Annotated in this window: 12 protein-coding genes; 5 read left to right on the plus strand and 7 right to left on the minus strand. The window is 70.7% G+C overall.

Annotated features, from left to right (window positions below; genetic code table 11):
* Positions 1-45: 45 nt before the first annotated feature.
* Complete coding sequence (locus ACF3M1_RS12175) at positions 46-993, plus strand: DMT family transporter (RefSeq protein ID WP_394001002.1); 948 nt, start codon at positions 46-48, stop codon at positions 991-993.
* 4 nt (positions 994-997) lie between these two features.
* Here ACF3M1_RS12175 and ACF3M1_RS12180 read toward each other — a convergent pair whose 3' ends face one another.
* The gene (locus ACF3M1_RS12180; RefSeq protein WP_394001004.1) at positions 998-2,107 is read right to left on the minus strand and encodes a diguanylate cyclase; all 1,110 of its coding nucleotides are present in this window, start codon (positions 2,105-2,107) and stop codon (positions 998-1,000) included.
* Positions 2,108-2,388: 281 nt separating this feature from the next.
* Here ACF3M1_RS12180 and ACF3M1_RS12185 point away from each other — a divergent pair, with 281 nt between their 5' ends.
* Complete coding sequence (locus ACF3M1_RS12185) at positions 2,389-2,613, plus strand: RNA-binding S4 domain-containing protein (RefSeq protein ID WP_394001006.1); 225 nt, start codon at positions 2,389-2,391, stop codon at positions 2,611-2,613.
* Between the two features lie 58 nt (positions 2,614-2,671).
* Here ACF3M1_RS12185 and ACF3M1_RS12190 read toward each other — a convergent pair whose 3' ends face one another.
* Complete coding sequence (locus tag ACF3M1_RS12190) at positions 2,672-3,175, minus strand: DUF4019 domain-containing protein (protein WP_394001008.1); 504 nt, start codon at positions 3,173-3,175, stop codon at positions 2,672-2,674.
* Between the two features lie 186 nt (positions 3,176-3,361).
* Here ACF3M1_RS12190 and ACF3M1_RS12195 point away from each other — a divergent pair, with 186 nt between their 5' ends.
* Positions 3,362-3,919, plus strand: a complete 558-nt coding sequence (locus ACF3M1_RS12195; protein ID WP_394001010.1) for a LemA family protein — start codon at positions 3,362-3,364, stop codon at positions 3,917-3,919.
* A 201-nt stretch (positions 3,920-4,120) separates the two neighbouring features.
* On the opposite strand, the gene soxR is transcribed toward ACF3M1_RS12195, so the two are convergent.
* Positions 4,121-4,555, minus strand: a complete 435-nt coding sequence (gene soxR, locus ACF3M1_RS12200; RefSeq protein WP_394005261.1) for a redox-sensitive transcriptional activator SoxR — start codon at positions 4,553-4,555, stop codon at positions 4,121-4,123.
* An 88-nt stretch (positions 4,556-4,643) separates the two neighbouring features.
* On the opposite strand from soxR, the gene ACF3M1_RS12205 reads away from it, so the two are divergent.
* The gene (locus tag ACF3M1_RS12205) at positions 4,644-5,663 is read left to right on the plus strand and encodes a zinc-binding alcohol dehydrogenase family protein (protein ID WP_394001012.1); all 1,020 of its coding nucleotides are present in this window, start codon (positions 4,644-4,646) and stop codon (positions 5,661-5,663) included.
* Between the two features lie 90 nt (positions 5,664-5,753).
* Positions 5,754-7,592, plus strand: coding sequence for an ABC transporter ATP-binding protein (locus tag ACF3M1_RS12210; RefSeq protein ID WP_394001014.1), 1,839 nt, complete (start codon positions 5,754-5,756; stop codon positions 7,590-7,592).
* Positions 7,593-7,698: 106 nt separating this feature from the next.
* Here the strand turns inward: ACF3M1_RS12210 and ACF3M1_RS12215 are convergent, their stop codons facing one another.
* From ACF3M1_RS12215 to ACF3M1_RS12230, 4 genes are all read right to left on the minus strand, one after another.
* Positions 7,699-9,000 carry a hypothetical protein gene (locus tag ACF3M1_RS12215; protein ID WP_394001016.1) on the minus strand — a complete coding sequence of 434 codons (1,302 nt, stop codon included), beginning with the start codon at positions 8,998-9,000 and terminating at the stop codon, positions 7,699-7,701.
* Between the two features lie 125 nt (positions 9,001-9,125).
* On the minus strand, positions 9,126-10,091 hold the full coding sequence (locus tag ACF3M1_RS12220; RefSeq protein WP_394005262.1) for an alpha/beta fold hydrolase: 966 nt from the start codon (positions 10,089-10,091) through the stop codon (positions 9,126-9,128).
* A 196-nt stretch (positions 10,092-10,287) separates the two neighbouring features.
* Complete coding sequence (locus tag ACF3M1_RS12225; protein WP_394001018.1) at positions 10,288-10,959, minus strand: SAM-dependent methyltransferase; 672 nt, start codon at positions 10,957-10,959, stop codon at positions 10,288-10,290.
* Positions 10,956-12,314: an APC family permease gene (locus ACF3M1_RS12230; protein ID WP_394001020.1), complete on the minus strand. Its 1,359-nt coding sequence runs from the start codon at positions 12,312-12,314 to the stop codon at positions 10,956-10,958. Before ACF3M1_RS12230 ends, ACF3M1_RS12225 begins: the two co-directional genes overlap by 4 nt.
* Positions 12,315-12,488 lie beyond the last annotated feature (174 nt).

Below are 12,488 nucleotides of genomic sequence, written 5' to 3' on the forward strand. Positions count from 1 at the left end.
CGAACCGCGGCGCGCAATGGATAATGCGCGCCCGCCCCGAATCCGATGCCGATGACGCCCGTCGCCAAAGCCCATTGGCAGATCCACTTCTGCGTGCTGCTGTGGGGCGTCACCGCGATCCTCGGCAAGCTGATCACCCTGCCCGCGCTGCCGCTGGTCTGGTGGCGGATGCTGCTGGTCACCGCGGTGCTGCTGCTGGTGCCGCGCGTGTGGCGCGGCCTGCGGGCGATGCCGACGCGCCTGCTGCTCGCCTATACCGGCGTCGGCGCGCTGGTCGCGCTGCACTGGCTCACCTTCTACGGCGCGGTGAAGCTGGCCAATGCCTCGGTCGCGGCGACCTGCATCGCGCTGGCGACCGTGTTCGTCGCGCTGATCGAACCCTTGATCGCGCGCAGCCGGTTCTCGTGGCGGGAGCTCGCGCTGGGCGTCGCCGTGCTGCCGGGCGTGGCCCTGGTGGTCGGTGGCATCCCCGACGGCATGCGCGTGGGCGTGGCGGTCGGCGCGCTGTCGGCGTTCTTCGTCGCGTGCTTCGGCTCGCTCAACAAGCGCCTGGTCGAACGCGCCGATCCGCTGACCGTGACCGCGGTGGAACTCGGCGCCGGCACGCTGACGCTGACCCTGCTCGCGCCGCTGATGCCGCTGCTGTTCCCCGCCTTCGCCGGCAGCCTGCTGACCCTGCCCAGCCTGCAGGACGCCGGCTATCTGCTGCTGCTCGCGTTCGCCTGCACGCTGCTGCCGTTCGCGCTGTCGCTGGTCGCACTGCGGCACATGAGCGCGTTCGCCGCGCAGCTGGCGGTGAACCTGGAACCCGTCTATGCGATCGCGCTGGCGATCGTGCTGCTCGGCGAACAGCACGAACTGTCGCCGCAGTTCTACGCCGGTGTCGCGATCATCCTCGCGGCGGTGGTGGCGTATCCGATGCTGCAGCGGCCGCGCCGCATCGTGCACGTCGAGAACATCGCCGCCGGCGAGTCCAAGCAGATCACCGACTGAGCCCTCAAGGCGCCAGGCGCACGCGGTCGCGACCGTCGCGCTTGGCCTGGTAGAGCGCGGCATCCGCGCGCGCGAACAGGCCGGTGGCATCCTCGCCCGCACGCAAGGCGGCGACGCCGATGCTGACCGTCACCGGCAGGCCGGTCGGCGCCAGCGCCACCGCTTCGCGCAGATGCTCGCAGCGCAGCGCGGCTGCGGCGTCGGTGAGGCCCGCGAGCAGCAACACGAACTCCTCGCCGCCGTAGCGCGCGACCCGGCCGCGGGCCGCGCCGGCATCCTGCTTCAGCAGTGCGCCCAGCGCCTGCAGCACGCGATCGCCTTCGGCATGGCCATGCAGGTCGTTGATCGTCTTGAAGTGGTCGATGTCGACCACCGCGATCGCGAGCGGCGTGCCGTCCCGGGTCGCGGCGTCGATGGCCGCGTCCACCGCCTGCGCGAACGCGCGCCGGTTCGACAGTCCGGTCAGCGGATCGGTCATCGACTGTTCGGTCAGGTCCGCGTTCTGCGATTCCAGTTCCTGCTGGTAATGCAGCAACTGCTGCTCGTACCAGCCGCGCTCCTCGATCTGCAGGCGCAACTCGCCGCTGACGCGCTGCAGCTCCATCAACCGCGAGGCCTGCCGCGACAGCGCCTCCAGCGCGGCGCGCTGGTCCGGCGCCAGATCGCGCGGCCGGTCGTCGATGACGCAGAACGTGCCCATCGGCAGGCCGTTGGTCGCCAGCAGCGGCGCGCCGGCATAGAAGCGCACGTGCGGGATGCCGTTGACCAGGGGATTGTCGCGGAAGCGCGGATCCTCGGTCGCGTCGCGGACCACCATCGTCTCCTGCGGCTGCAGGATGGCGTGGGCGCAGAACGCGGTGTCGCGCGCCCCTTCCTGGGTGTCGAGACCGAGCTTGGCCTTGAACCATTGCCGTTCGTGATCGATCAGCGTGACCACGGCGATCGGCACGTCGCAGATCGCGGCCGCGATCGCCACCAGATCGTCGAACGCCGCCTCGGGCGGGGTATCGAGGATCCGGTAGGCATCGAGCGTCGCCTGCCGCAGGACCTCGTTGTCGGGAACGCCGGGGCGGATCACGCGGCGTCGCCTGGGCACGGGAACGGGCGTGGACATGCGGGCATGCAATGGGTCTCCAGAATGCGTAGGACTTACCTTACCCGACGCTTCCGGGGCGGACCGGATCACCTCCTGGACCGGCGCACCGGCGCAGAGCCGCGTGGGTGACGCGTTGCGCAGCGAACCGTGGGGCTGCCCGCACAAGGCGACCGGGCCGGGCCGCACGCAGGGTCGCGGACGCGAGCGCGGCCCTGCTCCCGCGTCCGCGCGCACGCTCGCAGACGCTGACGACACCGGTGCGATAATCGCGCCCCTCGTCGTTTCCACGGTTGTCCGCCATGCCCGCACCGGTGCCTTTCCTGCTCGAGGCCGAGCACGTCGAACTCAACCAGCTGCTGAAACTGGTCGGGCTGTGCGACAGCGGCGGCGCCGGCAAGGCGCTGGTGGCGAGCGGGGCGGTCCGCGTCGACGGCGCGGTGGAACTGCGCAAGACCTGCAAGATCCGCGCGGGCCAGACGGTGGCGCTGGGCAGCCATTCGATCCACGTGCACGCCGCGGACTGAGCGGCGCGCGCCGCGCGAAGTCCGGGCACGCCTGCGCGCCCGGCCCGCCGCGCCCGCGTCAACGCACGCTGTAACCCGACACGCGCCAGGTGCGGTCCTCGTCGAGGCGGAACGACACCAGCTCGCGGATCGGCTGCGGCTGCGCGGCGAACGTGGTCGGGAACGCCACGTTGATGTAGATGCCGGCCGGCACCGTCTCCCCGGCCTGGAACTGCGAGCGGCTGACCGCCGGCGCATCACGTCGCGCGGCGGCGCCGAGCTGGGCGCGGTCGGCGGCGAGCTGGCGGATGAATTCGTCGCGACCCACCGTGCCCTTCATCGTCTGCGACGCGCCGTCCCAGACCTCGCCCGCGCGATCGGCGTCGATCATCTGCAGCACCTGCTGCGCGGCGGCGCCCATTTCGGCGTTCTGACGCTCGACCTGGGCCTGCTGCTCCGGCGTGAGCGGCGGTTGCGCAGCGGCGGCCGGGGCAGCTTGGGCCGGCGCGGGCTGCTGGGCGACGGCGGTGGAGGCGAATGCGGCCAGCAACGCGGCCGACATCGAGAGGCGGAGGACATTCATGCGGACAACACTCCTGCTGCGGCGATGAGGGGACCGAGTGTACGCGGCGCCGGAACCGCGGCAAGCACCGCGTCCGACCTTCGCCGGACGGGCGCTGGTGCCCGATGCGTCGCGCGGTATCCTCGGGGCCATGTCCGACGCCGCATCGCTCCCGACCGTGTCCATGCCCCGTACGGAGGGTGTCGGATGAGCGGTGCACTGTGGCTGGCAGCGGTCGCGATCGCGTTGCTGGCCTGGGCCGTGCTGGTCTTCAACCGGCTGGTCCGGCTGCGCAACCAGGTGCGCACCGCCTGGGCCGACGTCGACGTGCAGCTGATGCGGCGTCACGACCTCGTGCCGGCGCTGGCGCGCGCCGTGTCGGCCTATGCCGACCACGAACGCAGCACGCTCGACGCCGTGACCGCCCTGCGCGATCGCGCGCACGGACTGCACGAACCGGCCGCGCTCGCGGCGATCGAACCGGCGTTGTCGGCCGGGATCGGGCGGCTGCTGGCCCTGCAGGAGGCGTATCCGGAGCTCGCGGCGAGCGCGAACTTCCTGCAGCTACAGCGCGATCTGGTCGAGGTCGAAGCCAACCTGCAGTACGCGCGCCGCTTCTACAACGGCGCGGTGCGCGACCTCAACGATGCCGTGCAACGCGTGCCCGACCTCGCGGTGGCCCGCGTCGCCGGCATCGGGCCGGCGCCGTTCTTCGAGGCCGACCCTGCCGAACGGGCGGCCGTGCCGGTCCAGCTGTCGGAGTGAGCCGGCGGTGCTCCGTGCGGCGGTCGCGGGCGGTCATGTCTCTGGTCATCGCATTGACGGGTCCGCGCAAGCGGTCAGGTCCGCCGCCGCGCTCGGCGGCCAGGGGCGGACCGACGGCTTGACATCGCCGACGCTGAGGACCGGCCGTAGACGATCGCATCTGCGCCGGCGCGGCGGCCCCACCATCCGGACCGCACGGCGTCAGCGATCCAGATACGGTGCGCCCGGGCCCTGTCCGGCCGCGATGTCGTCGGGATTGCGCAGTGGGCATTGCCTGAGCGAGAGACAGCCGCAGCCGATGCAACCGTCGAGCTGCTCGCGCAATGCGGTCAGTTGCGCGATCCGCGCATCCAGCGCGCTGCGCCAGTGCCGCGACAGCCGGCTCCAGTCGGCCCGCGTGGGCGTACGGCCATCGGGCAGGGTGTCGAGCGCGGCCCGGATCTCGGCCAGCGGCACACCGGCGCGTTGCGCCACGCGGATCACCGCGACCCGCCTCAACACATCGCGCCCGTAACGCCGCTGGTTGCCCGCGTTGCGGCCGCTGCGCAGCAGGCCCTGGCGCTCATAGAAGTGCAGCGCCGACACCGCCACGCCACTGCGCACCGCCAGTTCGCCCACCGAGAGCGCGTCGTCCACGGCCGTCATTGCATTCGCCCCGCTTGACCTCAATCAATGTTGAGGTTCTAACCTTCGCGACCACCGACCGCAAGCCTCCAGGATTCCGATGACCCTCGACGCCGTTTCCACCCTGCCTCCACCGGACGATGCCGGTGCACCCGACATCGAGGCGGAGACGATGACGGCCCTCGCCGTGACCCGCATCGGCGACGCATCGGCCTGGCGCGGCATCGACGCGCCGATTCCGGTGCCGGGACCGGGCGAGGTGCTGGTCCGCGTGCTGTCTGCCGGATTCGGCCACTGGGACGTGCTCGAACGCGAAGGTCGGCTCGGCACCGCCGGCGCGTCGGCGGTGCCCTTCATCGGCGGCTCGGAGGGTGCCGGCACGGTGGTCGAGGTCGGCGCCGGCGTGCACCGGTTCCGCGAAGGCGACCGGGTCTGCGGCCTGGTGCCGGCACGCCGGGCCGGGTTCGGCTTCCATGCGCAGTTCACCCTCGTCGATGCCGACCATCTATGGCCGGTGCCGTCCGGTCTGCCGTTGCAGCAGGCCGCGGCGCTGCCGGTCGATGGCGGGCTGGCGATGCACGCGGTCGACGCGGCACTGCGCATCGCACGCGGCGACGCGCTGCTGGTCTTCGGCGCCAGTGGCGGCATCGGCCACATGGCGCTGCAGTTCGCGCGGCTGCGCGGCGCCCGCGTGCTGGCGGTGGCCTCGGGGGCGGACGGGCAAGCACTGGCGGAACGGCTCGGCGCGGACATGGCGATCGACGGGCGACGCCATGATCTGAGCGCGGCGCTGCGCATCTTCGCGCCCGACGGCCTGGACGCGGCGCTGCTGACCGCCGACGACGCCCGCAGCGCGGAGACCGCCGTGGCCGCGCTGCGCGCCGGCGGGCGCATCGCATGGCCGCACGGCGTCCGCCCGCCGCCGATGCGCGCCGACGTCGCAGCCAGCGGGTTCGGTGCACGCGCAGGCGCGGCCCACGTGCACGCCGCGTGCCGCGCCATCGCACGCGGGCCGTTCCACCTGCATCTGGGCAGGCGCCTGCCGCTGGCGCGGATCGCCGAAGCGGCGCAGGCGCTCGAAACCCATCATCTCGGCCGGATCGTGCTCGACGTGCCCTGACCCCCCAGGCGCGGCCGCCGCGCACCACCGACAATGGGCGCTCCCCGTGCCCCCCATCGCCGCGTCCCGCGGGACGCGCCAAGGTCCGCCATGCTCCGCTGGTTCGAAAACCGCATCGATCCCTTCCCGCCCACCGCACCGACACAGCCGCCGACGACGCTGTTCGCGTTCTGCATGCACTACGTCCGCGGCAGCGGCAAATGGCTGCTGCTGATGGCGGCGTTCACCGCAACGATCGCGATCGCCGAGGTCGTGCTCTATGCCTATGTCGGCTCGCTGGTCGACCGGCTGGCCTCGCACACGCCCGACAGCTTCATGCAGGCCGAGGGCGGGCGGCTGGCCGCGATGGCGGTGCTGGTGCTGGTCGCGTTGCCGCTGCTCACGATGTTCAGCTCGTTGATCATCCACCAGACCCTGCTCGGCAACTTCCCGATGCGGATCCGCTGGAACGTGCACCGGTATCTGCTGCGGCAGTCGATGGGCTACTTCCAGGAGGAGTTCGCCGGCCGCATCGCCACCAAGCTGATGCAGACCTCTCTGGCCGTGCGCGAAACCGTGATCAAGCTGCTGGACGTGGGCAACTACGTGCTGGTGTACCTCACCGGCGCGCTGATCGTCGCCGCGTCCGCGGACTGGCGGATGATGCTGCCCTTTCTCGGCTGGGTGCTCGCCTACGCGGCACTGATGCGCGTGTTCGTGCCGCGGCTGAGCCGGATCTCCGAACGCCAAGCCGATGCGCGCTCGGTGATGACCGGCCGCATCGTCGACAGCTACACCAACATCGCCACGGTCAAGCTGTTCTCGCATTCGCAGCGCGAGCAGGCCTACGCCCGCGAGGCGATGGACGGCTTTCTCAAGACCGTGCACGGGCAGATGCGCCTGGTGACCATGGTCAACGTGTGCAACTACGTGCTGAACATGCTGCTGGTGGCGTCGGTGGCGGCGCTGGGCCTGTGGCTGTGGCTGGACGGCGCGATCAGCACCGGCGCGATCGCCGTGGGCCTGGCGCTGGCGCTGCGCATGCTCGGCATGTCGCAATGGATCATGTGGGAGCTGTCGGCGCTGTTCGAAAACATCGGCACGGTGCGCGACGGCATCAACTCGATCTCGCTGGCGCCGACGGTCGACGACGCACAGGATGCCGCGCCGCTGCCGGCGATCGCCGGCGACATCCGCTTCGAACACGTCGATTTCCACTACGGCCAGCAGGACCGCACGCTCATCGAAGACCTCGACCTGCACGTGCGTCCGGGCGAGAAGATCGGCCTGGTGGGCCGCTCCGGCGCGGGCAAGTCGACGCTGGTCAATCTGCTGCTGCGCTTCTACGACCGCGAGGCCGGCGCGATCCGCATCGACGGCGTCGACATCGCGACCGTCTCGCAGGATTCCCTGCGCGCGCAGATCGGCATGGTCACCCAGGACACCTCGCTGCTGCACCGCTCGGTGCGCGAGAACATCCTCTACGGCCGGCCCGACGCGAGCGAGGCGGACATGCTCGATGCCGCGAAGCGGGCCGAGGCGCACGACTTCATCCTCACCCTCAGTGACGCCAAGGGCCGCACCGGGTACGACGCCCATGTGGGCGAGCGCGGGGTCAAGCTGTCGGGCGGACAGCGGCAGCGCATCGCGATCGCGCGCGTGCTGCTGAAGAACGCGCCGATCCTGGTGCTGGACGAAGCCACGTCGGCGCTCGATTCCGAGGCCGAGGCGGCGATCCAGGAAAACCTTTACCGGTTGATGGAAGGCAAAACCGTCATCGCGATCGCGCACCGGTTGTCGACGATCGCGGCGATGGACCGCCTGATCGTCATGGACCGCGGTCGCATCGTCGAGCAGGGGACGCACGAGGCGCTGATCGCCGCCGACGGCATCTACGCGCAGCTGTGGCGCCGGCAGTCCGGCGGCTTCCTGCAGGACGACGCGGTCTAGGCGGCAGCGGCAGCGGCGGCGGGCGGGCGGTCGTGCGCAGGGCGTCGCGTGCGCCGCCCGTCGCGCGACGGCGAATGCAGGCCAATTCGCACGCCGCGCGCGGGCCTCAGCCCTCCTCGTCCGTCTCCGCAGTCTCGGCAGCGGGTTCGGTGCTGTCGGCCGACTCGTCGCTCGGCGGCGCCTCAGGCGGCGGCACGTTGGACGCCTCGGCCGCCGGCACCTGCGTGCCGGCCGCGCGTCGCCGCACGGGCGCCACATTCGCCGGCCGCGCCTCCGCCGCAGGCTGCGGTTCGACCCCCGGTACGCCGAGGATGCGCAGCCGGCTGGCGATGCCGGCGGCCGCGGTCAGCTGGCCGACGAGATCGAACTCCGACAGCGGACTTTCCGACGGGCATTGCTCGTCCGGAAAGCCGAACGTGCCGCGCAGTTCCAGGCCGCAGGCGGCCAGCTGCTCGACATCGCGATCGGGCGCATTGCAGGTGGTGTCGAACGCGCGCACATAGGCGTCGCGCCGGTTGACGAAATCCTGGCCGCACTTGCGCATCAGGCGCAGACGGTCGAGATCGTCCTGCGCCGGGTTCACGCCGTCGAGGCCGTAGAGCTTGAGTTCGTCGGGCGTGAGGATGCGCAGGCTGCGGTTGGGCACCGCCATCATCAGGTCGGCCACCGCCACCGCGGCCCCGTTGCGCTCCAGGTAATCACGCACGCGGCCGTAGACCGCGCGCAGCTCGCGGTTGAGCTCCGCGCGCGTGGAGGCACTGGAACTCATGCGGATGATGCGGTGGATGCCGACCCGGCCGCCGATCAGTCGCGTGTCGCCGCCGGCCAACACGAACACGCAGGAGCTGTGGCAGACCGCGCCCTCGCGCACCCAGATCGTCCAGCGCGATTCGGCGATCACGTCGCCGGCACGGATCGCCTCTTCGACCATGCCGCCGCTGGAATCGATGTCGAGCACACGCTTGTTGATCTGCAGCTCGTCGGCGACGACCGCCAGGCGCTGCATGAGCTGGGTGAATTCCTGGGTGACGCGGCCACGGAAGCGCAGCCGGAACACGCCGCGTTCGGCGCAGGCCGACATCGCCTCACGCAGGGCCTCGCGTTCGAACGCGCCGAGCACGTCGCCGTCGCCGGCGTTGGCATAGTCCAGCTCGCAGCCCAGCGACGCGGTGCCGTCGCTGAGCACCATCGGCGACCAGTCGACGCCTTCGATGCTCGCCTCCGGGAGATTGGCGACCTCGGGCATGTCCTCATCACTCAGCGGCGCGGTACTGACGGCGCCACCCTCTTCCGGGCTCGCGACCTCAACCGTCTCCACGGGTGCGGCCGCCGGATCTCCAGCGGGACGACACGCCGCAAGCGCGACGCAGGCAATCAACAGCAGCAGGCGGGGGCGCCAGGGCGACATGGGAACAACGGACTCCGGACAGGACGGGCGGCGGGGCACGGCCGCAACCGGTTCAGTTTAGGGGGTGGGCCGGTGTACGGAGGAACGCGGTCTGAACGCAGAACCCCGTCACGGGTGTCACCGCGCTACAGGCGTGGCAGCAGTTCGGCGTGGAACACGTCGGGGGCCTCGACCTGGGGCGAATGGCCGAGTGCGGGAAACTCGACGAGTTCCGCCTCGGGGATCGCCTCCGCGGTGCGACGCCCGAGCGCCGGGTAGTCCCCGAGCCGGGCCGCCACCTCGGGCGCCGCCCGATTGGCGCCGGGCGCGGTGCGGTCCTTGCCGCCGATCATCAGCAGCGTCGGCACGCGCAGCGCCGGAAACTCGTGCACCACCGGCTGGGTGAACACCATCTCCGACGTCTGCGCCTGGTTCCAGGCGACGATCTCGGCATCGGGCCCGGCATACATCCCGGCGAGCATCTCGACCCACCGGTCGTAGCGCGGCGCCCACTGCCCGTCGTAATAGACCTTCGACTGGTAGGCCTTGATGCTGTCGAACGTGGTCTTGCGCTCACCTTCGGCCATCGCGTCGATGCTGGCGTAGGGCACGCCTTCGGCCTGCCAGTCCTCCAGCCCGATCGGATTGACCAGCACCAGCCGCGCCACATCGCCCGGATACTGCAGCGCGTAACGCGTGGCGAGCATGCCGCCCATCGAATGGCCGATCAGCACCGGATGCTCGACGCCGAGCGCCTCGAGCAGTGCGTGCGTATTCGTCGCGAGCTGGGCGAACGAGAACTGGTAGCCGCGTGGCTTGGTCGATCCGCAGAACCCGATCTGGTCCGGCGCGACCACGCGCCAGCCCGCGTCCACCAGCACCCGGATCGTGTCCTCCCAGGTCGCCGCGCAGAAATTCTTGCCGTGCAGCAGCACCGCGGTGCGCCCATTGCCCGCGCCGGCCGGGCGCACGTCCATGTAGGCCATCGACAGCGCCTGCCCCTGCGACGTGAACGCATGCGCCTGCCGCGGATGCGGATAGTCGAAGCCCTGCAGCTCGCCGCCGTACGACGGCGGGGCTGCGAAGGCCGGCATGGCGCCGATACCCAGCATCGCGACGATGACCACGGACGGAACGAAACGGCGGGACGTCATAGACGGTGGAACTCCTTGGCGAGGGCGCGCCATCAGCGGCGAGGCCGATGGACTGAACGCGCCGGGCACGCGTCCGACGCGACGGTGGAAGGCCCGCGCGAGCGCTTGCCGCGCGGGACCCGTCGCCGGTGTGCACCGGCCTGCAGCGGGTGGATCAGCGCTCGGGCACGGTCCACAGATAGATGCGGGTGCCGTCCACTTCCTGGGTCTGCTCGGGCGCCCACTGGTCGGCCATGTCGAACGCATGGCTGACGATGCGCGTGCCGGGCTTGAGCTCGGCCAGCAGCTTCGGGCGCAGCTTCACGTTAAGACTCTGCAGCAGGTACAGGGTGACCACGGTGGCCTCGCTGATGTCCTCCTCGAACAGATCGGCTTCCTTGAACGTCACCAGGTCCGTGACGCCGGCCGTCTCCGCATTCGCATTCGCCTCGCGCACGCGGACGGGATTGATGTCGACGCCCACGCCCCGCACGCCGAAGCGCTGCGCCGCGGCGATCGGGATGCGGCCGTCGCCCGAGCCGAGGTCGTACAGCACGTCGCCTTCGCGCACGCCGGCGAGGTTGAGCATCGCATCGACCACCGGCTCCGGCGTCGGCACGTAGATCACGTCCGGTTCGCGCGACGGGCGCGGCGCGTCGCTCACGGCGGCCGCATCGGCGCCGATGTCGGCGGTCACGGTGTGGGTGGTGTCCACAGGCGCGTCGGCCGGAGCGGCGGCGGCGCTGCCGTCGACCGGTTCGTAGGCATTGACCGCCTGGTCGGCACAGGCGAGCAGGATGGGCGCGCAGATCGCGAGCGCGAGCAGGGTCTTCTTGGACGGCTTCATGGCAAGGCTTCCTCGGGTCGTGTGGTCGGTTTGAGCATCAACAGCAACACCCCGCCCACGGCGAGCACGCCGACGCCGAACAGCGCGCCGCGGCCGGTGTAGGCCAGGCTGGAATACAGCAGGTAGGCACTGGTCGCGCAGAACAGCAGCGGCAGCACGGGATACAGCGGCACCCGGAACGGGCGCGGCAGGTCGGGATCGCGCCTGCGCAGCACGAACAACGCGATGCCGACCAGCAGGAAGAACAGCCAGAACACCGGCGCCGTGTACTCCACCGCAACCTCGAAGCCGTCGCGGGCGAACGCGCCGAGCACGACCAGGACGAGCGCGAGCACGCCCTGGGTGACGATGGCTGCGCGTGGCGTGCCGCTGCGTGCGTCCCAGCGCCCGATGAAATCCAGTGCCGGGAAATCGCGACCCACCGCGTAGACGCTGCGCGCGCCGGTGATCATCGTCGCATTAGCCGAGGTCAAGGCCGCGGCGATGACGATCACACTCATGACGACCGCGCCGGTGGGGCCGAACACCCGCCCCATCACCTCGGCGGCCACCGCGCTGTGTTCTGCCATGCCGCCGAGCCCGAGCACGCGCAGGTAGGCCAGGTTCACGAGAACGTACAGCGCGGCGATCGCGATCAGGCTCAGGATCAGCACGCGCGGCATCCATGTCTTGGCATCCCGCACCTCGGACGTGACGTAGACCGCCTCGTTCCAGCCCCCGTATGTCAGCAGCACGAAGACCAGGATCAGCCCGATCGCACTGTCACCGCCGGTGCCCGGCACGGGCGGAATGTCACCCGGTGCGAACCAGAGGCCCGCGACCACGATCACCAGGACACCGACGATCTCCGCAACCGTGAGCCAGCCCTGCACGGTCGCACCTTGGCGCGTACCCAGCCAGTTCACTGCGGTGAGCACGACGATCGCCGCGCCGGCGTAGAGGGCGGACGACAACGGCCCGAGATCGTAGATCTGGGCCATGTAGTCGCCGACGATGAAGCACAGCAGCGCGATCGAGCCGGTCTGGATCACCGACACGCGCGCCCAGGCGAAGAGAAATGCAGGACGCGGCCCGTAAGCACGACGCAGGTAGTTGTAATCGCCGCCAGCCTGCGGATACGTGGTGGCGAGTTCGGCGTAGCACAGCGCGCCAACGATCGAGAGCACGCCGCCCACGACCCACGCGGCGAGCATCACGAACTCGCTGCCCGAAACGCCGGCGATCAAGGACGGCGTGCGGAAGATGCCGGCACCGACGACCACGCCGATGGTGATCGCGAACGCATCGCGTGCGCGCAACGTCGTGCGCGGAGACACAGGGTCGGCCCTGTCGGGCCGGCGTTCGCGTGTATCCATGAAGCTCCAGAGTGGCGCGGGACGTCGCTGCCGGTCGGCGAGCGAATCGGAACTGCTGGGCCGTCCGATTCAAGCATCCGGGCAATGCGGAGCACGTGAACGCCGTGCGACATGCGTGCGCTCGACCGTGTGCGCCCACGGCTTGTGCAGGCGCGCGCGATGGGGCATTTCCTG

Source organism: Luteimonas sp. WGS1318 (assembly GCF_043187535.1).
In the GTDB taxonomy this organism is placed as follows: Bacteria; Pseudomonadota; Gammaproteobacteria; order Xanthomonadales; family Xanthomonadaceae; genus Luteimonas.

What these genes read in the sequence shown, in the direction of transcription:
- ACF3M1_RS12225 (WP_394001018.1), bottom strand. Translation starts at nt 10,959, where the DNA reads ATGAAGCCGTCCAAGAAGACCCTGCTCGCGCTCGCGATCTGCGCGCCC.
- ACF3M1_RS12175 (WP_394001002.1), top strand. Translation starts at nt 46, where the DNA reads ATGCCGATGACGCCCGTCGCCAAAGCCCATTGGCAGATCCACTTCTGC.
- ACF3M1_RS12205 (WP_394001012.1), top strand. Translation starts at nt 4,644, where the DNA reads ATGACCCTCGACGCCGTTTCCACCCTGCCTCCACCGGACGATGCCGGT.
- ACF3M1_RS12220 (WP_394005262.1), bottom strand. Translation starts at nt 10,091, where the DNA reads ATGCTGGGTATCGGCGCCATGCCGGCCTTCGCAGCCCCGCCGTCGTAC.
- ACF3M1_RS12185 (WP_394001006.1), top strand. Translation starts at nt 2,389, where the DNA reads ATGCCCGCACCGGTGCCTTTCCTGCTCGAGGCCGAGCACGTCGAACTC.
- ACF3M1_RS12180 (WP_394001004.1), bottom strand. Translation starts at nt 2,107, where the DNA reads ATGTCCACGCCCGTTCCCGTGCCCAGGCGACGCCGCGTGATCCGCCCC.
- ACF3M1_RS12210 (WP_394001014.1), top strand. Translation starts at nt 5,754, where the DNA reads ATGCTCCGCTGGTTCGAAAACCGCATCGATCCCTTCCCGCCCACCGCA.
- ACF3M1_RS12230 (WP_394001020.1), bottom strand. Translation starts at nt 12,314, where the DNA reads ATGGATACACGCGAACGCCGGCCCGACAGGGCCGACCCTGTGTCTCCG.
- ACF3M1_RS12215 (WP_394001016.1), bottom strand. Translation starts at nt 9,000, where the DNA reads ATGTCGCCCTGGCGCCCCCGCCTGCTGCTGTTGATTGCCTGCGTCGCG.
- ACF3M1_RS12195 (WP_394001010.1), top strand. Translation starts at nt 3,362, where the DNA reads ATGAGCGGTGCACTGTGGCTGGCAGCGGTCGCGATCGCGTTGCTGGCC.
- ACF3M1_RS12190 (WP_394001008.1), bottom strand. Translation starts at nt 3,175, where the DNA reads ATGAATGTCCTCCGCCTCTCGATGTCGGCCGCGTTGCTGGCCGCATTC.